16 protein-coding genes and 1 pseudogene are annotated in these 18,430 nt (G+C 69.7%); 12 read left to right on the top strand and 5 right to left on the bottom strand.

The genetic code is table 11. The annotated features are described in order from the left end of the window. The first annotated feature begins 251 nt into the window (after nt 1-251). From SSPN_RS0140110 to SSPN_RS48215, 3 genes are all read left to right on the top strand, one after another. Nucleotides 252-848, top strand: coding sequence for a response regulator transcription factor (locus tag SSPN_RS0140110; RefSeq protein ID WP_029536209.1), 597 nt, complete (start codon nt 252-254; stop codon nt 846-848). Nucleotides 849-1,374: 526 nt separating this feature from the next. Continuing rightward, a complete protein-coding gene (locus SSPN_RS0140105) occupies nt 1,375-1,947 on the top strand; it encodes a sigma-70 family RNA polymerase sigma factor (RefSeq protein ID WP_010316099.1) in 573 nt (190 codons plus the stop codon). Further along, entirely contained in the window at nt 1,948-3,042 is a 1,095-nt protein-coding gene (locus SSPN_RS48215; RefSeq protein ID WP_010316097.1) for an anti-sigma-D factor RsdA, read from the top strand. Between the two features lie 84 nt (nt 3,043-3,126). Here the strand turns inward: SSPN_RS48215 and SSPN_RS0140095 are convergent, their stop codons facing one another. Continuing rightward, nucleotides 3,127-3,498, bottom strand: coding sequence for a DUF5319 domain-containing protein (locus SSPN_RS0140095; protein ID WP_010316096.1), 372 nt, complete (start codon nt 3,496-3,498; stop codon nt 3,127-3,129). A 250-nt stretch (nt 3,499-3,748) separates the two neighbouring features. Between SSPN_RS0140095 and guaB the strand changes: the two genes are divergently transcribed. From guaB to SSPN_RS48210, 4 genes are all read left to right on the top strand, one after another. Then, nucleotides 3,749-5,260 (top strand): IMP dehydrogenase, encoded by a 1,512-nt coding sequence (gene guaB, locus SSPN_RS0140090; RefSeq protein WP_010316094.1) that lies wholly within the window; start codon nt 3,749-3,751, stop codon nt 5,258-5,260. A 223-nt stretch (nt 5,261-5,483) separates the two neighbouring features. Continuing rightward, nucleotides 5,484-6,614 (top strand): GuaB3 family IMP dehydrogenase-related protein, encoded by a 1,131-nt coding sequence (locus SSPN_RS0140085; protein ID WP_010316092.1) that lies wholly within the window; start codon nt 5,484-5,486, stop codon nt 6,612-6,614. 415 nt (nt 6,615-7,029) lie between these two features. Then, entirely contained in the window at nt 7,030-8,631 is a 1,602-nt protein-coding gene (gene guaA, locus SSPN_RS0140080) for a glutamine-hydrolyzing GMP synthase (RefSeq protein WP_029536207.1), read from the top strand. Between the two features lie 286 nt (nt 8,632-8,917). After that, nucleotides 8,918-9,748 carry a carbon-nitrogen family hydrolase gene (locus SSPN_RS48210; protein WP_044577346.1) on the top strand — a complete coding sequence of 277 codons (831 nt, stop codon included), beginning with the start codon at nt 8,918-8,920 and terminating at the stop codon, nt 9,746-9,748. A 64-nt stretch (nt 9,749-9,812) separates the two neighbouring features. On the opposite strand, the gene SSPN_RS0140070 is transcribed toward SSPN_RS48210, so the two are convergent. Further along, nucleotides 9,813-10,703: a glycoside hydrolase family 16 protein gene (locus tag SSPN_RS0140070; protein ID WP_029536206.1), complete on the bottom strand. Its 891-nt coding sequence runs from the start codon at nt 10,701-10,703 to the stop codon at nt 9,813-9,815. Nucleotides 10,704-11,000: 297 nt separating this feature from the next. Between SSPN_RS0140070 and SSPN_RS0140065 the strand changes: the two genes are divergently transcribed. Continuing rightward, the gene (locus SSPN_RS0140065) at nt 11,001-11,780 is read left to right on the top strand and encodes an E3 ubiquitin ligase family protein (protein WP_010316084.1); all 780 of its coding nucleotides are present in this window, start codon (nt 11,001-11,003) and stop codon (nt 11,778-11,780) included. 177 nt (nt 11,781-11,957) lie between these two features. After that, nucleotides 11,958-13,264: pseudogene (locus tag SSPN_RS48205) on the top strand (ISL3 family transposase). A gap of 51 nt (nt 13,265-13,315) precedes the next feature. On the opposite strand, the gene SSPN_RS0140055 reads toward SSPN_RS48205, so the two are convergent. Together SSPN_RS0140055 and SSPN_RS0140050 are read right to left on the bottom strand one after the other, a co-directional pair. After that, a complete protein-coding gene (locus tag SSPN_RS0140055; RefSeq protein ID WP_010316081.1) occupies nt 13,316-13,519 on the bottom strand; it encodes a hypothetical protein in 204 nt (67 codons plus the stop codon). Beyond that, a complete protein-coding gene (locus tag SSPN_RS0140050) occupies nt 13,512-14,759 on the bottom strand; it encodes a PspC domain-containing protein (protein ID WP_010316080.1) in 1,248 nt (415 codons plus the stop codon). The genes SSPN_RS0140055 and SSPN_RS0140050 overlap by 8 nt, the downstream gene beginning before the upstream one ends. Before the next feature lie 119 nt (nt 14,760-14,878). On the opposite strand from SSPN_RS0140050, the gene SSPN_RS0140045 reads away from it, so the two are divergent. Genes SSPN_RS0140045 through SSPN_RS57390 form a run of 3 tightly spaced genes read left to right on the top strand, consistent with a single transcriptional unit; the run spans nt 14,879 to nt 17,169 of the window. Next, complete coding sequence (locus tag SSPN_RS0140045) at nt 14,879-16,201, top strand: ATP-binding protein (protein WP_010316078.1); 1,323 nt, start codon at nt 14,879-14,881, stop codon at nt 16,199-16,201. Between the two features lie 37 nt (nt 16,202-16,238). Further along, the gene (locus tag SSPN_RS0140040) at nt 16,239-16,934 is read left to right on the top strand and encodes a response regulator (protein WP_010316076.1); all 696 of its coding nucleotides are present in this window, start codon (nt 16,239-16,241) and stop codon (nt 16,932-16,934) included. Nucleotides 16,935-16,992: 58 nt separating this feature from the next. Continuing rightward, nucleotides 16,993-17,169 carry a hypothetical protein gene (locus SSPN_RS57390; RefSeq protein ID WP_010316073.1) on the top strand — a complete coding sequence of 59 codons (177 nt, stop codon included), beginning with the start codon at nt 16,993-16,995 and terminating at the stop codon, nt 17,167-17,169. Between the two features lie 22 nt (nt 17,170-17,191). Here the strand turns inward: SSPN_RS57390 and SSPN_RS48200 are convergent, their stop codons facing one another. Further along, nucleotides 17,192-18,274: a DMT family transporter gene (locus SSPN_RS48200; RefSeq protein ID WP_010316071.1), complete on the bottom strand. Its 1,083-nt coding sequence runs from the start codon at nt 18,272-18,274 to the stop codon at nt 17,192-17,194. Between the last annotated feature and the right edge of the window lie 156 nt (nt 18,275-18,430).

The raw sequence follows: 18,430 nt of genomic DNA, 5'->3' as shown, positions 1-18,430 counted from the left end.
GTGCGGACGGGCGAAACGGCGGTCACGACTGTGTGCAATCGGGTGAATACTGCAGGTACGGGGCGTGGCCGACGGCCTCTCGGGCGGTGAACCACCCGGTTTTGGCGGCTTGCTCCGTTCCGGTGAAACCTCCTCCGACGTGGGGGGCGCAAAATTTCTTGACGGATTAAGCACCGGATCGTGTCAAGGTTTTGGCCCCTGCGTCCGATAGGGGAGGTGGAACGTCACTCGCCTGCAGGAAAGGAGTTCCCGTGACGACGGTCCTGATCTGCGATGACCGACGTAGCGTCCGGGAAGGGCTCACTCGTGTGATGTCTGCTGTCCCCGGAGTGAGTCGAATCGATTGCGTTGCGCATGGTGACGAGCTGTTGGCCCGCTTCTCGCGGCAGGCCGTCGACGTCGTGCTGGTGGGCACCCAGCGTGCGGTGCCCAACGGCGTCGAGGCCACCCGTCGGCTCGTCTCTGCGCATCCGCAAGCGAACGTGATCGTGTTCGGTGCGCCGGACGACGCGGCGAGCATCGCCGCCGCGATCGCCGGTGGAGCCCGTGGCTACCTCCGCTGGGATGCTTCCCGGCCGGAGTTGGTCGCGGCGCTGGCGCACACGTTGGCGAGCACTTCGGTGCCCGCACCCCGGCAGCCGTCCGACCCCGGCGTGCAGCTGACGGAGCGCGAGCTCCAAGTGCTGCGGGGCATGAGCCAGGGAAAGAGCAACGGCCAGATCGGCCGGGAGCTCTACCTCTCGGAGGACACGGTCAAGACCCACGCGCGCCGGCTGTTCCGGAAGCTCGGCGTGCGAGACCGCGCGCAAGCGGTGGCGCACGGTTTCCGCCGCGGCCTCGTCGCGTGATCGCCGCGCGCGGTGATCACCGCGCGGCTGCCGATCGGAGCGCACCGGCAGGACGATCCCGGGCTGCCGGTGCCCGGCGAGGGCGTTGGCTTGAAGCGAGCTGACGTTACGAGCGCGGCGGTGGTCCGCGCCACTTCGGCGCGGCCCGGATTCCCGGGCCGCGGCCGCGAGCGTGGCGCGAACCACGGTCCGCCCAGTCGGACACGGCGGGCCGAAACCGGCGTTCGCGGCAAACCGTCGCAGACACCCCGAAACGTCGTGATCGTCCTGCCCTACTGCCCTTGTGAAGATCGTCTCGGATCTTCGCTCGTGGTCCCACCTCCATTCCGGTGGCCTGGTCAAACGCCGCCGGGCACGGCGTCTGGTATCTCTGAATGTGTGACGATGACGGCCCCCTCCCCCCACTCGCTGTTCAACGATCTTCCCTTGCCCGGTACGGTGAGCTCGGCGTGGCGTGCGAGGCACGCGATTTCCGCCGGACAAATCCGAATCGCTTGAACGCGTAACACCAGGGCTGCTGTCTGCGATGACCAACGTGGGGGACGGGCTGGACGCTCTAGTAGGCGCCGCCGTCGACGGCGATCGTCAGTCGATCGAGCGCTTGCTGGCCGAAATCCGTCCTTTGGTGGTGCGGTACTGCCGCGCCAGAGTCGGACGAAACGAGAGGTCGTTCGCTTCGGCGGACGACGTGGCCCAAGAAGTGTGCCTTGCGGTGCTGACCGCGCTGCCCACCTACCGGGATCAGGGTCGTCCATTCCTGGCGTTCGTGTACGGCATCGCCGCACACAAGGTGGCTGATGCGCATCGTGCGTTGGCACGCAACCGCTCCGAACCGGTCGCAGACGTTCCGGACACCCCGGAATCCGAGGCTGGGCCAGAGCAACGGGCCATGCAGGGTGAGCTCTCGGGCAGGATGGCGCAACTGCTTCGCGTCCTCCCGGCCAAGCAGCGGGAGATTCTGCTGCTCCGGGTGGTCGTCGGGTTGTCGGCGGAGGAAACCGCCGAAGCGGTCGGTTCTACGCCGGGCGCGGTGCGCGTGGCTCAACACCGCGCGTTGGCCCGGCTGCGAAAGACGCTGTCCGCGGAGGAGGTGGTCTGAATGGCTGAGCGGAAGGGGCCCGAGGGGGAGCCGACGGGACGCGACCCTGTCGAGTCCGGTCGGCACGAGGACCGTTCGCGCGGTGCAGACGAGCGGGATCTGACGCCCGCTGAGGGGTCCGCAGACGAGGGAACGGAACTGATCGACAACCATCGGGATTCCGACTCGGCCGAGTCCGAAACCACCGAATCCGACACCGCGTCCGTCGAGACGGGTGGTGCTGACGTGCTCGATTTCCGGCCGCGCCCGGCCGACGGGAGCGACGAGCTGGTCGACTTCGACGACTTCGGCGAAGAGCTGATCGACCTGAGTGCGCTGCAGGCCGACGACGCGTTGCTGGACGTGCTGGGCGGGACCAACCCCGATGTGGCCGCGCAGGCCGACGAGCGCCCCAGTCTGGAGGCGCTGCTGGTCGCGTGGCGCCAGGACATCGACGCCGCGCCGATCGGCGATCTCGTCGACGTGGAGACCGCAGCCTCGGCGATCGAGGCGGGCAATCGCCCGCGCCGCAGGCTAAAGCGCCGGCACCTGGTGCCGGTCGCCACCGCCGCCGCGGTCCTGATGATCACGTTCACCGGCGTTGGCGTGGCCGCTCGCGACGCGCAGCCCGGCGACATGCTGTGGGGCGTCGCCCAGGTCCTCTACACCGACCACACCCGCGCGGTCGTGGCCGCGAGCTCGGCTCGCGACGAGCTGAACACCGCGGAGGGTGCGATCGAGCAGGGCAACCGCACCGTTGCCGAGGCCGCGCTGCGCTCCGCGCAGGAGCAGATGCGGGGCGTCGACGACGAGCACGGCCTGTCCGACCTGCGCGCCGCACACGCCTCGTTGACCGCGCGGATGGACCACGAGCACGAGCAGCCCTCGCAGCAGCCGACTTCCGAGACGCCGCCGACGCCGAGCACTTCGCCGTCGCCGTCGCAGCCGCTGCCCCCGCCGCCGGTGCAGCCGACGGACAGCTCGTCGCAGCCACCGTCGTCGTCCACGCCGCCGCTGTCGAGCACATCGCCGAGCGAGACCAGCGGCAGCTCGGAACATCCGTCCAGCGGCTCGGGCTCGGATGTACTCCCCGAGAAGAGCACCAGCAATCCGTGACGGAATGACTGCCCAGTACTCCTGAAGCAGCAGAGGGGCTCCCGGTGGGAAGCCCCTCTTTTCGTTCGTGCGCGGTGGAAAACGTCAGCGGGTGGTTTCGCTTTCCGTCACGCCGTCCGCGTAGCCGCGGCAGTACTCCCAGGTGACGTAGTCGCTCGGGTTCGGGTCGAACGCCGGCTCGTGCGGGCGCATCTGGCCGTCGCGCAGCAACTGCTCCAGGCTGGCACGCAGCAACTCCCAGTCGTGGTAATGGCATTCGCCGCAGTCCGCGCAGTCCACCACGATGCCGCGGAGCCCGCGGGGCTCCAGCAGTGCCTGGTAGACGGCGAGATCGGTCAGGTCGGCGAGCAATTCGGCCCGCTCCTCGTCGCCGAGCGGCGGGCCGTCGTCGGCGTCGTGATCGCCGAGTGCCATGCTCGGATCTTCCGGGTCACCCGCGAACGGGTCTGGTGGCATCGGATCGTGCGGCACGGCCCGCACGGTACCGGCTGCGTCGACCGCGTGGGGTTGTCGGGGCGGGTTTTGGTGCCTGCCGTGGCGTGGCACACGCCTCCGCAGACGGGGCAAACGGGCCCTGACCTGTGGTCTCTATCATTGAGGGAATCCCCGCCGCCGATGCCACGTTGCACGACGTAATCGCCGAGGACATCCAAGCCGCATCCGCAGGTTTGTGGACCACAGCGTGAAGGAAGGCACATCCCTCGCCATGACCAGCGAACTCTCCGCACCCGGCCTCCCCTCGAAGTTCGCAACACTGGGTCTGACCTTCGATGACGTCCTGCTGCTGCCCGACGAATCCGACGTGATCCCCAGCGGCGTCGACACGTCCACCCAGCTGTCCCGCAACATCCGGCTGCGGGTGCCGCTGTTGTCGGCCGCGATGGACACGGTCACCGAGGCCCGGATGGCGATCGCTATGGCCCGGCAGGGCGGCGTCGGCATCCTGCAGCGCAACCTGTCGGTCGAGGAGCAAGCCGCCCAGGTCGAGGTGGTCAAGCGCTCCGAGGCCGGCATGGTCACAGACCCCGTCACGTGCTCGCCGGACGACACCCTCGCCGAGGTGGATGCGCTGTGCGCCCGCTTCCGCATCTCCGGTGTCCCGGTGACCGACCCGGACGGCACTCTCGTCGGCATCATCACCAACCGCGATATGCGGTTCGAGGTGGACTACACCCGCCGGGTGCGCGAGGTGATGACCGCCACGCCGCTGATCACCGCGCAGGTCGGCGTCACCGCGGAGGCCGCGCTCGGGCTGCTGCGGCGGAACAAGATCGAGAAGCTGCCGATCGTCGACAACGCCGGCAAGCTGCGCGGGCTGATCACCGTCAAGGACTTCGTCAAGACCGAGCAGTACCCCAGCGCCACCAAGGACCCGGACGGCCGGCTGCTGTGCGGCGCCGCGGTCGGCGTCGGCGCGGACTCGCACGAGCGCGCGATGGCGCTGGTGGACGCGGGTGTTGACGTGTTGATCGTGGACACCGCGCACGGGCACTCGCGCGCGGTGCTGGACACCGTCGCGACGCTGAAGAAGGAACTCGGCAACTCCGTCGACGTCATCGGCGGCAACGTGGCGACCCGGGCCGGCGCGCAGGCGCTGGTCGACGCCGGTGCGGACGCGGTGAAGGTCGGCGTCGGGCCGGGCTCGATTTGCACCACTCGCGTCGTCGCCGGGGTCGGCGTGCCGCAGATCAGCGCCATCTACGAGGCGAGCATGGCGTGCCGCCCGGCGGGCGTGCCGCTGATCGGCGACGGCGGCATCCAGTACTCCGGCGACATCCCGAAGGCCATCGCGGCCGGTGCGAGCAGCGTCATGCTGGGCAGCCTGCTGGCCGGTACCGCCGAGTCGCCGGGCCAGCTGGTGCTGGTCAACGGCAAGCAGTTCAAGGTGTACCGGGGCATGGGTTCGCTGGGCGCCATGCAGTCGCGGGGCCAGGCGAAGTCGTACTCCAAGGACCGGTACTTCCAGGACGACGTGCTGTCCGAGGACAAGCTGGTGCCGGAGGGCATCGAGGGACGGGTGCCGTTCCGCGGGCCGCTGGCGCAGGTCGTGGACCAGCTGATCGGCGGTCTGCGCTCGGGCATGGGCTACACGGGCTCCAACACCATCCCGGAGCTGCAGGACGCGAAGCTGGTGCGGATCACGGCGGCCGGGCTCAAGGAGAGCCACCCGCACGACATCACGATGACCGTCGAGGCACCGAACTACACCACCCGCTGAGCACCACCGACCCGGCCGCCGTCTCCCCGCGAGGCGGCGGCCGGGTCGTCTTCGGCGCGGGATGGTGGGGTGAACGGACCGCTCGTCTCGCTAGCGCAGGCGAACGGGCCGTTCGCTCCACCTCACCGGCGGCAGCGCGAGCTTAGGTGCCCCAGTTGTACGTCGCCCGGATGCCGCAGCGAGAATGTTCCGTCGGACAGCGGTGCTGCGAGGAGGGACTGACGTGCGGGATCAGGTTGAGATCGGCATGGGCCGGACGGCCATGCGCGGCTACGACTTGGACGACGTGGAGATCGTGCCGTCCCGGCGGACCCGGTCGTCGAAGGACGTTTCGTTGTCCTGGCAGATCGACGCCTACCGCTTCGACATCCCGCTGGTCACGCACCCGACGGATGCGATCGTCTCGCCGGCCACCGCGGTGCGCATCGGCGAGCTCGGCGGTCTAGGCGTGCTGAACGCCGAGGGGCTGTGGGCGCGGCACGAGAACGTCGAGGAGAAGCTGTTCGAGGTGGTCCGCGCCGCCGAGGAGAACAGCGACCCGGAGGCCGCGATCCGGCTGCTGCAGCAGCTGCACGCCGCGCCGATCCGGGCGGACCTGCTGGCCACCGCGCTGAAGCAGATCAAGGACTCCGGTGTCACCGTGGCGGCGCGGGTCAGTCCGCAGCACGCCGAGGAGCTGACCCCGGACCTGCTCGCGGCCGGCGTCGAGCTGCTGGTCGTGCAGGGCACCATCATCTCCGCCGAGCACGTGGCCCGGGACGGCGAGCCGCTGAACCTCAAGCGGTTCATCGCCGAGCTCGACGTGCCGGTGATCGCCGGTGGGGTCGGCGACTACCGCACCGCGATGCACCTGATGCGCACCGGCGCGGCCGGGGTGATCGTCGGCTTCGGGCAGTCCCGCGCAGCCACCACCACGCAGGTGCTGGGCATCGGGGTGCCGATGGCGACCGCGATTGCCGATGCCGCCGCGGCCCGCCGCGACTACCTGGACGAGACCGGCGGGCGCTACGTGCACGTGATCGCCGACGGTGCCCTGTCGTACTCGGGGGACATCGCGAAGGCGATCGCCTGCGGTGCCGACGCCGTGATGCTCGGCGAGGCGTTGACCGAGTCGGCCGAGACGCCGGCGCAGGGCTACTACTGGACGTCCGCCGCCGCGCACCCGAGCCTGCCGCGCAGCGAGATCGTCGGCTTCGCCAGTTCCGGAGCGGACCTGGAGCAGCTGCTGTTCGGCCCGAGCAGCGACCCGTACGGCACGCTGAACCTCTTCGGCGGCCTACGCCGCGCGATGGCCAAGACGGGTTACCGGGACCTCAAGGAGTTCCAGAAGGTCGGCCTGATGCTCCGAGGTTGATCGCGGCTGACGGCGTTCAGCACGCCCACCTGCGTCCCCCAGGTCCAGCCCGGTGTCGCGGGGGTCAGCGATCGAACCGCGCTGCGCGTCGCCGCCGTGGTGTACGGCGTCGTGGTGCTCAGCATGCTGGCCAGCAGCCTCTTCATGGGCACGGCTGCGTTCCTGCCCCCTGACACCGAGGCGCTGGCCAACGCCGAGCGGGCGACCCAGGCGCTTCTCGGCGGCTGGGGCGATGTCATCGGTGAACACGTCGCCGGGCTCTTGCTGCTGGCAGCGCGAACTCAGCTGACCCGCGCACCGTTGCGGTGGCGACCCCGGGGCGCGCGGCCTTGCGGGAGGCCCGGGGCGGTGCCGTTGTGGCCTCGGTTACCTGGGACAATGGGCGCCACCGCTCTCGCCAGGAGGTTTCGACGACGTGTCCGGTACCGCAAGCAGCAACGGCCCCGATCGCCAGGGGCAGGGGCCTGTTCTCGTTGTCGATTATGGCGCCCAATATGCGCAGCTGATCGCGCGACGGGTGCGGGAGGCGCAGGTCTACTCCGAGGTCGTGCCGCACGACATCCCGGTCGAGGACATCGCGCGCCGCGACCCGGCGGCCATCGTGCTTTCCGGCGGCCCGGCCAGCGTCTACGCCGACGGCGCGCCGCAGATCGACCCGGAGCTGTTCAACGCGGGCATCCCGGTGTTCGGCATCTGCTACGGCTTCCAGGCGATGACCTCCGCGCTCGGCGGCACGGTCGAGCACACCGGCACCCGCGAGTACGGCCGCACCGAGCTGGACGTCAGCGGCGACGGCGGCACGCTGCACGCGGAGCTGCCCGGGCACCACCCGGTGTGGATGAGTCACGGCGACTCGGTGAGCAAGGCCCCGGAGGGCTTCGCCGTCACCGCCGCCACCAAGGACACCCCGGTGGCCGCCTTCGAGAACGTCGAGCGCCAGCTGGCCGGCGTGCAGTACCACCCCGAGGTGATGCATTCGCCGCACGGTCAGGAGGTGCTGCGCCGGTTCCTGCACGAGATCGCCGGGATCCGCCCGCAGTGGACCACCGCGTCCATCGTGGACGAGACGGTGGCGGCGATCCGCGAGCAGATCGGCGACCGGCGGGCGATCTGCGCGCTGTCCGGTGGCGTCGACTCCGCGGTGGCCGCCGCGCTGGTGCACCGCGCCATCGGCGACCAGCTGACCTGCGTGTTCGTCGACCACGGACTGCTGCGTTCCGGCGAGCGCGCCCAGGTGGAGCGCGACTTCGTCGCCGCCACCGGTGTCCGGCTGGTGACCATCGACGCGGTGGACCGGTTCCTCGGCGCACTGGCCGGCGTCACCGATCCCGAGGAGAAGCGCAAGATCATCGGCCGCGAGTTCATCCGCGTCTTCGAGCAGGCCGCCCGCGATCTGCAGGCCGAGGCGGGTGCGGCCGGCGAGCAGATCGACTTCCTGGTCCAGGGCACGCTGTACCCGGACGTGGTGGAGTCCGGCGGCGGCACCGGCGCGGCGAACATCAAGAGCCACCACAACGTCGGCGGCCTGCCCGACGACCTGCAGTTCGAGCTCGTCGAGCCGCTGCGCGCGCTGTTCAAGGACGAGGTGCGCCGGGTCGGGCTGGAGCTGGGCCTGCCGGAGACGATCGTGCACCGGCAGCCGTTCCCCGGGCCTGGCCTGGGCATCCGGATCATCGGCGAGGTGACCGCGGCGCGGCTCGCGACGCTGCGCGCGGCGGACTCGATCGCCCGCGAGGAGCTGACCGCGGCGGGCCTGGACCGCGACATCTGGCAGTGCCCGGTGGTGCTGCTGGCCGACGTCCGGTCGGTGGGCGTCCAGGGCGACGGCCGCACCTACGGGCATCCGGTGGTGCTGCGCCCGGTGTCCAGCGAGGACGCGATGACCGCCGACTGGACCCGGCTGCCCTACGACGTGCTGGAGCGGATCTCCACCCGGATCACCAACGAGGTCGCCGACGTCAACCGGGTAACCCTGGACGTCACCTCCAAGCCCCCGGGCACCATCGAGTGGGAGTGACCCCCGAGGTCTGTTGAGCGAAGGGCACCTTCGACCGGGATGGTCAACCGGCATGTCGGTCGAAGGTGCCCTTCGCGCATCACCGGAGTGGGTCGAAGCGCCGTTGCGGAGTCGGCCGTTGCGGAGTCGGCCGGTGCCGGAGCGTCCGGGGCCGCCAGCATGTTTCGCCGCCTGAGCTGCTGCACATCCGATGGGGCACCGGTCCGCGGAGTGCGGTTCGGCCGGCGGGGCGAGAATGGCATCGCTCCCGCCGTTCGCCTGGACGCTCGTGGAAGGGGGCCCGGAAATGCGCGTCTCCCTGGTTCAGCTCTCGGTCTCGGACACCGAATCCGTCGACGAACGCCGAGCGCGGGTCGCCGGGCTGGTCCGGCGCCGGGTGGGCGATGACGTCGTCGTGCTGCCGGAACTCTGGACGACCGGCGCCTGGGCCTACGTCGATTGGCAGGCTGGCGCCGAACCGGTGGACGGTCCGACGGTGCAAGTCATGGCGGCGGCGGCCAGATCTGCGGCCGTGTGGTTGCACGCAGGGACCTTGGTGGAGCGAGACGGCAACGGTGCGCTCTACAACACAGCGTTGGTCTTCGACCGGACGGGGGCGCTGCGCGCCACGTACCGCAAGATCCACCGCTACGGCTTCGACACCGGTGAGGCCGTGCTGATGGCCGCCGGGCGAGATGTCGTGACGATCCCTACCGAGTTCGGCGACCTCGGCCTCGCCACCTGCTATGACCTGCGCTTCCCCGAGTTGTTCCGCGCGTTGGTCGATGCCGGGACGGAGATCCTGGTCGTGCCCGCCGCGTGGCCGGCCCGGCGACGCGAGCAGTGGCGGATCCTGGTGCGCGCCCGCGCGGTCGAGGAGCAGGCCGTCGTCCTGGCGTGCTGCGCCGCGGGCTCGCACAGCGGCGTCGACCAGGCTGGCGGAAGCCTGGTCGTCGACCCGTGGGGCACCGTGCTCGCCGAGGCGGGTGCGGACGAGGAAGTCCTGACCGCCGACGTCGACGTGGGTTCGGTTGCGGCGATCCGGGCCGAGCTGCCGGTCCTCCGGGACCGCGTCCTCGCCGTCCCGGCTCCGCCTGCCGGGCACGGGGGAGAACCGCGGGGCTCCGGTCGGCTCTGACGACGCCCTACCAGAGATTTCCAGGTAGGGCGCAAGAGCTCATCGCTTTCGTGGAATCGCGCGGTCACTGCTCGACGCGGACCCAGTCGACGAGGTAGCGGACGTCGCCCGCGGCGACCTTGTCCACCGTGGACTGCGGTAGGCCAAAGTACGGTTCCGTCACGCCGTTGACGCCGTTCGGGTATCCGCCGCCGAGCGCGAAGTTCAGGATCAGGAACTGCGGGTCGTCGTACGCCCACGTCCAGCCTTTGGACTGGATTTCCTGCTTGGTGACCCGGTACGTCTCGGTGTCGTCCACGAAGAAGGTCAACCCGTCCTGCGTCCAGTCCACTTCGTACACGTGCCAGTCCGCCGGGTCCGTGCTCTCGAAGTTCTGGCGCTTGGTGAACGGGGTGTCGCCGTGGTACTCCGGGCCGTGCAGCGCCGAGCTCGTCCACGGCTCGCCGACGTGCTCCATCCCGTCGATCTCGCCGCACTCCGGCCACGGCTTGCCCGCGTCGATGTTCGCGCCCAGTGACCACCACGCGGGCCACAGCCCGGATGCGGTGGCGTTCTCGGGGAGCTTGAGCCGCGCCAAATACCTGCCATAGGTGAACTCGGCCTTGTCCTGGGTCTTGATCCGGCCGGAGATGAAGTCGTAGGTCTGGCCGTCCGGCGCCTGGTGACCGGGCTCGAACCGGGGGTGCAGCGCCAGCGCACCGTTGTTCGCCCCGGTCGACGGGTCCTGGTCGAGGTAGATGGTCTCGGGCGAATCGACGTATGCCTGCTGTTCCTGGTTGACGGTGCCGAAGTTCTCGCCGGTGACCTCGACCGTCCACTTGGAACGGTCGAGCTCCGACCCGGAGAAGTCGTCGAAGAACACCTCGGCGCGGGGCGTCGCATCGGCTTCGAACAGCGGCGCGGAGGCGACCAGGGCGAGCGCGGCACCGGCCACGAGCCGTCGTCTCGGGGCCATGTCGGCTCCTTCCAAGTAGCTGGGAGCGCCCCACTCCCGCGCACCCAGCGGTCCGAGTGGATCGATCGAGTATGCCCACCGGTTCCGCATCAGGTCCCGCGCGTGGCGTGTTTTGGAAACGCGTTCAGATCCCGCGCAGCGGTCGGGAAGGGCTGCGGCGATCTCTCGCGAAATCGCGGTAGCCCGCGGATCGCGGTCCCGGGCGGAGTTGTGGCGAGCGTTGCTGTTCTGCCGAAATCGATGCCCGAGCCGGGCGTGCGGAACTAGGGTCGGGCGGGACTGATCTGGGGAGGGGCGATGGCCGTGATCATCATCGGGGTCGTGCTGCTGGTCGCGGCCGCCGTCGGGTTCTACTTCATGCGTCGTGCCCGCGACGAGCTGCACGCGATGATCGGCGCGGAAACCCTGCCGGTCAACCAGTTGGAGCTGCTGCGCAAGGCTTCCGACGACGTCGGCGCGCGGGGCGGATTCCGCAAGGAGTGCGAGGTCGTCGGCGCGGCCCACCCGCGCCCGGAAGGCGTGCTCATCTCCGAGCTCAGCAAGACCGTATGTGTTTGGTTCCGCTACGTCGTCAAGCGGCGCTACGAGCGGGTGCGCTACCGGGACGGTCGTCGGCACGTCGACCGGGGCAGCGAAACCGTCGCCGAGCACACGTCGTGGGAGGGCTACGCGTTGCGCGATGACCACAGCGTGCTGATCGGCGTCGATCCCAACGGCACCAAACCGGATCGGCCGGAGCAGGTCGTCGACCGGTTCGAGCCGCACAACCCGCAGGGGCCGACCGTGTTCGGTTTCCAGCTGCCGAACATCCTCGACAACAGCGGCACGGTCGGCTACGAGTACAAGGAGTGGGTGATCCGGCCCGGTCGGCGGCTGTACATCCTCGGCGAGGTGCACGACAAGATCGGTCCGCTGGTGATCGGCAAGCCCGAGCAGAAGGGCTTCTTCATCATCTCCACCCGCAGCGAGCAGGAGGTTCGCGACAGCCTCCGGACCCAACACCGGTTGCTGGCATTCGGGATTCCGGCGGCCGCGCTGGCCGCGATCGTCTGCATCGTCCTCGGCATCGTGCTCTGACGGGTCGTGCCCAGCCCCACCCCGAGGTGCGGCTCCGCAATTTCAACGGAAATCGGGCTCTTGTGATCGATTAGTGGGCGTGTGGCCTGGGGTTGGGTCCGGAAGATGAAGGCACGCCGTCGCTTTGGGCTAGGTTGTTGGTTGCGAGATCAACAAGCTGATCAGGGAGCGAACGACGTGCCGGATGTCAGTGTATGGCGCGCGATGGCGGGTCTGGACGACAGGACCGTGATCGAGCGTGTGGCTCTGAGCGGGTAGTGCTGCATGTGCGGCCCAGCCGCCGTAAGGGCGAGCATGACCGGTGCGGCCGGTGCGGTCGGAGAAGCCCTGGATACGACGGCGGGAGGCGCCGTGAGTGGCGGAGTGTGGATTGCGGGCTGACGCAGATGTGGCTGGCAGCCGACGCGCCCAGGGTGCGCTGTGCCGAGCACGGGGTGACTGTGGCTCGGGTGCCCTGGGCTCGGCATGGTGCCGGGCACACGCTTGTCTTTGACGCCCAGGTGGCGTGGCTGGCGGTGCGAACCTCGAAGTCAACCGTGCGGGAGTTGCTGCGAATCGCATGGAAAACGGTCGGGTCGGTCATCGACCGGGTCTGGGCCGACATCTCCGCTGAGATCGACCTGCTCGACGGGGTCCGCAAGATCGGGATCGACGAGGTTTCCTATAAGAAGAACCATCGCTATCTGACGATCGTGGTCGACCACGACACCGGTCGGGTCATCTGGGCCGCGCCGGGCCTGGGCGCCGCCACGTTGAGCACGTTCTTCGACGAACTCGGACCCGAACGCACCGCGGCCTTGACCCACGTCAGCGCTGACGCGGCGCACTGGATCGCCTCGACGGTCACACAACGCGCCCCGCAAGCGATCTTGTGCGCCGACCCGTTTCACATCGTGGCCTGGGCCACCGACGCCATCGATACCGTCCGCCGCCAGGAATGGCGTGCCCTCAAAGCACTCGCCGACACCGAACGCGCAGAACAGGACCGTCGTGTCGGCCGCCCCACTGCCGATGATCCGAAGCCGGAAACCCCACGGCAGGACCTGGCCAGGGAGTTCAAAAACGCCCGCTACTCCCTGCTGAAAAATCCCGACAACCTCACCCAGGACCAAAGCCTCACCCTGAAGTGGATCACGGCTTCCAGCCCCCGCCTCCACGAGGCCTACGCGTTCAAAGAGAAACTCCGCATCGTCTTCCAAGCCAGGGGTAAGCAGGGCAAACGCATCCTCGACGCCTGGATCAAAGAGGCCGGGCGCAGCACCCTGGAACCCATCCAGAAGCTCTGCAAGTCCGTGGTCCGCATCCGCGCGTCCATCGAGGCCAGCCTGGAGCACGGGCTGTCTCAGGGCCTGATCGAGTCCACTAACACCAAGATCAGACTCTTCACCCGCATGGCCTTCGGGTTCCACACGCCCCAGGCCCTGATCGCCCTCGTCATGCTCAACCTCGGCGGCCCGACACTCACCCTCCCCGGGCGCACTTAACCCACACATACGTCAGGAGAGCCGGAAATCGCGGGCCTTCGATTTCCGACCTCAGGTGTCGCGGCGGGTGCGGAACGAGGCGATCAGCATGACGACGCCGATCACGACGGCGGCGACCGCCAGCAGCCATTGGATGTGACCGCCGAAGCCGAACAGCAGGCCGCCCGCGACAGCGACCGAGAGCAGGCCGGCGACCAGCGTCATCACGTCCGGACCGTCCCGGTCGGGACGAGGGTTGATCTCGTTGTCAGCCACGGGTGACCTCCACGCTTCCAGTGCCCACCACGAGGTCGAGCACGATGTGCCCACCGCCGGGGCCGTCTTCGCCCTGGTCGGTGACCGAGATGTCCGCCCCCCGGCCGTCCGCCGTGTCGTTGAAGCACCGCACGTCGCCCAGCTGCGACGCGCACCGCGCCGTCACGTCCACGTTCGGCGGCAGCTGGACGGTGACGTCGCCCAACCCGACGTTGGCTCCGGTGCGCAGCTCCTGACCGTCGGTGATCTGCAGGTTCCGCAGGTCGAACAGGACGGAACCGGCCGACCGCTGGTAGTGCGGGAGCACGTTCTCGATCGAGGTGGGCCGGACCTCGTCGCTGCCCATGTTCCCGGTGAAGTCGCCCATCGGCAGCACCGCCGTCGCCACGGCCAACGCGCCGACCGGGATCGCCGCCCCGATCAGCCCGCGACCGCCCCGCAGGAACGCGCCGCCGATCATGCCGAGTCCTAGCACGGCGAGTGCGATCGCCAGCGCCGACTCCGGCCGCGCGCCGATCGCCGCGGCCAGTACCGATGCGAATGCCGCCAGCGCCAGGGTCGCGATGGTGATCCAGCGCCGTTTGGGCCGCTGCGGTTGGGGTTCCTCGGGTTCGCTCGGTTCGGGTAGATCCCAGGCGAACGGTGCGGCCCCCAGGGGATCCCAGGCCGGCGGCTGCTGCGGCGGCTGTTCGCCCTGCGCTGCGTTCGTCGTGGTCGATGCGACGCCGGGGTAGACCCAGGTGTTCTCGGCCACCGGAACCGCCGGCTGCGGACCGGCGACGGGAGCCGCTGCGGCCGGTGCTGTCGCCGTCGGCGTGACGCCGCGGTCGCCGTAGTTGCGGTGCAGGAGGTAGAGCGCGCCGAGACCGAGGGCCACGCCGATGATCGACGGCGAACTCGTCAGCCAGAACACGCCAGGGATCAGCAGCAGCACGAGGACCACGGCCAACCCGGTTGACGTCGGCTCCCGGGTCGGCTCGGTCGAACCCGGCAGCAGATCGCCTTCCTTCGGGAACACCAACCAGCCCAGCAGATAGAGCACCACCCCGGCGCCGCCGTAGATCGTGGCCAGCACGAAGGCGACGCGAACAAGGATCGGATCGATGCCGTACCGCGTGCCGATCGCGGCGGACACACCACCAAGCTTGCCGCCCCTGCGAGGCCGCACCGGGCGGGTAGCCCAGAAGCTCCGCAAGGTGTCCTCGAAACCGGCGGCGCCGGATAACTTCGTGCTGCTCATAGCTGCCACTATCCGAGAGCGATGTCCACGGACGCATCAGGGACGCCCCTGAGACTGCCCGGAAAGTCAGGGGCCGTCCCCGATGCCCGCGCGCATGCGGGCGTGTGACGATCGTTGTCGTGACGGCCCGGTTTAAGCGGAAACGGACTCATCAGGCGGAAGCGGCCGATGCGACGCCGCTGGCGGAGCGGCCGACAGTGCCGCTGGCGACGCAGTCCACGTCGTCCGGGCAGTTGCGACGCCGACGCACCGGACGGCTGGTGGCAGGGGTCGCCGGCGGTGTCGCAGAGCACCTGAACCTCCCGGTTCTGTGGGTGCGCGGCGCCTTCGCAGCGCTAGCCGTGTGCGGCGGGGCGGGAATCCTCGCGTACGCGCTGCTCTGGGTGTTCGTGCCGCAGAGCAGCGGCGCGGAACAGCCCATCTCCGGCAAGGAGCGCCAGCAGGGCGTCGGGATGATCCTGCTCTGCATCGGGGCGATGGTGGCGGCCGGGTCGTTCATAGCGGCGCCGACGTGGGTCGTCGCCCCGCTGGTGGTGGTGCTGGTCGGGGCCGCCGTGGTCTGGCGGGAAGCCGACGAGTCGCAGCGCCGCCGGTGGCGGCAGGGCGCCCGGTCCGGGGTGGCGGGCGCGCTACTCGGCGGCGGCGGGCGGGCGGCGCTGGTGCGCATCTCGGCCGGGGCGGCGCTGGTGGTCCTGGGCCTCGTGATCTTCCTGGTCGGCACCTCCTCCATCGACGACGTCCGCTTCGGATTGCTTTCGGTGCTCGCCACGCTGATCGGCGTCGCGGTGCTGACCGTGCCGTGGTGGGTGCGGCTGGTGCGCGATCTCAACGTCGAGCGGGCCAGCCGCATCCGCTCCCAGGAGCGCGCCGAGATCGCCGCGCACCTGCACGACTCCGTGCTGCAGACCCTCGCGCTGATCCAGAAGCAGGCCGACTCCGATCGCGAAGTGCGCCGCCTGGCGCGGGGCCAGGAACGCGAGCTGCGGAACTGGCTGTACGGCCCCGACGGCTACGGTTCCGAGCGGGAGGCGGCGATCGACGACGCGCCTGCCGCCCGGTTCGCGGCCGAGCTGGGCCGGGTCTGCGGCGAGGTCGAGGACGTCTTCGCGATCAAGGTCCAGCAGGTCGTCGTCGGAGACTGCGACCTCGACGAGCGGCTGACCGCGCAGCTCGCCGCGGCCCGAGAAGCGGTCGTCAATGCCGCCAAGCACGCGGGGGTCGCGGAGGTCAGCGTCTACGCGGAGGTGGAGTCCGAGCAGGTCTCGGTGTACGTGCGGGACCGCGGCACGGGGTTCGACCCGGACCGCGTGCCCGACGACCGGCACGGCCTCGCCGACTCGATCCACGGCCGCATGCAGCGGCACGGCGGCCGGGTCAAGGTGCGCACCTCGCCCGGCTCGGGCACCGAGGTGCAGATGGAAATGCCCAGGGCGGCGGCGTGAACTCGCGTACCCTGCGGGACGAACCCAGCGATGGAGGATGTTGATCGTGACCGGTGAAGCGACACCCGAGGTCAGCGAAGCCCGGCCGGTCCGGGTGTTCCTGGTCGACGACCACGCGTTGTTCCGCGCCGGGGTGCGCGCCGAGCTCGGCGCGTCCGCCGACCGGGTCGAGGTGGTCGGCGAGGCGGGATCGGTGGCCGAGGCAGTCACCGGGATCGACCACTACCGCCCCGAGGTTGTGCTGCTCGACGTGCACATGCCCGACGGCGGCGGAGCCGAGGTGCTCCGGCAGGTGCGCAGCAAGAACACCGAAGTGGTGTTCCTGGCGCTGTCGGTGTCGGACGCGGCGGAGGACGTCATCGCGGTGATCCGCAGCGGGGCGCGCGGTTACGTCACCAAGACGATCTCCGGGCGGGAGCTCGCGGACGCGGTCGAGCGGGTGCGGGCGGGCGACGCGGTGTTCTCGCCGCGGCTGGCGGGCTTCGTGCTGGACGCCTTCTCGGAGGGCCCGAACTCGGCCCCGGTCGGCGACCCGGAGCTCGACCTGCTGACCCCGCGGGAGCGCGAGGTGCTGCGGCTGCTGGCGCGCGGCTACGCGTACAAGGAGATCGCGTCCGAGCTGTTCATCTCGGTGAAGACGGTAGAGACGCACGTGTCCAGCGTGCTCCGCAAGACCCAGCTGTCGAACCGCTACGAGCTGTCCCGCTGGGCCTCAGACCGCCGCCTGGTGTGACTCGGGTCTCCATCGGCGAACGCCTCGACCACGCCTCGACCGCAAGTGGACGATCGTCGTGTTCCTGCGCTGCGGCATCGGCTGCGCCGCCCGGCTGGGTACCGTGAGCGACAACGTGATGATCTTCTGGTTCACCGTTGCGCTGTCGTTCTCCATGAACGGCGTCGCCGGGTCGCTGTACGCCTACACGTCCGAGATTTACCCACCGCGGCCTCCGGGAAGTTGCCGCTTCTAGACCAGGAACTCCCCGGACCAGGTCATTTCAGCGGGTGGTTGGTGGCCAGGTCGGCGTAGAGCTGGGAGCCGCGCATCAGCGCGAGGCGGAACCTCGTCCAGGCGCCGGGCGGCTCGATCGGCGGGAGTTCGTCGGTGCGGGCGGTGCGGGCGGTGCGGGTGGTGCGGGCGGCCTCGGTGCGGAGCTGGTTCGACATCTCGTCCTCCTCCGGAGCGGGTGAGGCAACGTACTTCGTGGTGGCGGAGCGGCGGGTCAGGGCTACCCCCAGCAGCACGATCGCCATGCCCAGCAGGACCCGCAGGCCCAGTTCTTCGCCGAGCAGCAACCAACCGAGCAGCACCGACACGATCGGCATCAGATAGGCCACCGTGGACGCCGTCGTCGCGCCTTCGTCGCCGATGATCCGGTAGTTGATCGCGAACGCGAGTCCGGTGCCGAAGATGCCCAGGACCGCGACCGCGAGCAGCGCGAGGGGCTCCCAGCGCACCGGCTGCAGGCCGTCGAGCGGGAGCGCCAGCAGCGCATATCCGGTGGCGGCCACCATCTGCATGGCGGCCAGCGCCAGCGGTGGCAGGCCGTGGTTCCCGGTGAGGTTCCGACCGATGTAGACGTAGCCGACCCCGTAGCTGACAGCCGCGCCCAGGCAGGCGAGCACGCCCCAGCCGAGCAGGCTGCCGCCCTGCCACGGGGCGAAGATCAGCAGCACCCCGAGGAACCCCAGCAGCAGCCCGCCGAGCCGGGTCGGCGGCATCGCCTCACGACCCGCGAACAGCCCGAACAGCACCGTCCACAGCGGCGTCGTCGCGTTCAGCACGCCGGTCAGGCCGGAGTCGACGGTTTGCTCGCCGAGACCGAACAGCACCCACGGCAGCGCGCTGCCGAACAGCGCGGCGACGGCGACGTGCCGCCACAGCTTGCGGTCGCGGCTCGGTCGCATGCCGCGCAGCGCGCACAGCGCGAGGAGGACCGCGGCGCCGAGCACGATGCGGGTCAGCGCGATCTGGGTCGGGGAGAGCGCCCCCAGCGCGAGCTTGATCAGCAGGAAGCTGGAGCCCCACAGCAGCGCCAGCACGCCCAGTCGGACGTAGTTGGTCGGGTTGTTCATGTCCTCTCCGGTCTCGCGGGGAATCGCGTGGTCGAGGTGTCGCCGTGAAGGTAGGTCGTCGATGTTTCGGCGCCCGCCGAACCGATTTCCGCCTACCACGTTGCGCCAATCAAGACATAAGAACAAGTGAAATAAAATCAACCGATGCTTTAGGAT

Origin of the sequence: Saccharopolyspora spinosa NRRL 18395, from assembly GCF_000194155.1 — a bacterium.
Classification (GTDB): Bacteria; Actinomycetota; Actinomycetes; order Mycobacteriales; family Pseudonocardiaceae; genus Saccharopolyspora; species Saccharopolyspora spinosa.
Note: the sequence above shows the minus strand (reverse complement) of the source record. Positions and strands in the feature narration are given on the sequence as shown.

Bases quoted from the DNA above. Each gene is read 5' to 3' on its own strand.
- SSPN_RS0140105 (WP_010316099.1), top strand. From the start codon at position 1,375: ATGACCAACGTGGGGGACGGGCTGGACGCTCTAGTAGGCGCCGCCGTC.
- SSPN_RS48215 (WP_010316097.1), top strand. From the start codon at position 1,948: ATGGCTGAGCGGAAGGGGCCCGAGGGGGAGCCGACGGGACGCGACCCT.
- SSPN_RS0140095 (WP_010316096.1), bottom strand. From the start codon at position 3,498: ATGCCACCAGACCCGTTCGCGGGTGACCCGGAAGATCCGAGCATGGCA.
- guaB (WP_010316094.1), top strand. From the start codon at position 3,749: ATGACCAGCGAACTCTCCGCACCCGGCCTCCCCTCGAAGTTCGCAACA.
- SSPN_RS48210 (WP_044577346.1), top strand. From the start codon at position 8,918: ATGCGCGTCTCCCTGGTTCAGCTCTCGGTCTCGGACACCGAATCCGTC.
- SSPN_RS0140070 (WP_029536206.1), bottom strand. From the start codon at position 10,703: ATGGCCCCGAGACGACGGCTCGTGGCCGGTGCCGCGCTCGCCCTGGTC.
- SSPN_RS0140065 (WP_010316084.1), top strand. From the start codon at position 11,001: ATGGCCGTGATCATCATCGGGGTCGTGCTGCTGGTCGCGGCCGCCGTC.
- SSPN_RS0140050 (WP_010316080.1), bottom strand. From the start codon at position 14,759: ATGAGCAGCACGAAGTTATCCGGCGCCGCCGGTTTCGAGGACACCTTG.
- SSPN_RS0140040 (WP_010316076.1), top strand. From the start codon at position 16,239: ATGTTGATCGTGACCGGTGAAGCGACACCCGAGGTCAGCGAAGCCCGG.
- SSPN_RS48200 (WP_010316071.1), bottom strand. From the start codon at position 18,274: ATGAACAACCCGACCAACTACGTCCGACTGGGCGTGCTGGCGCTGCTG.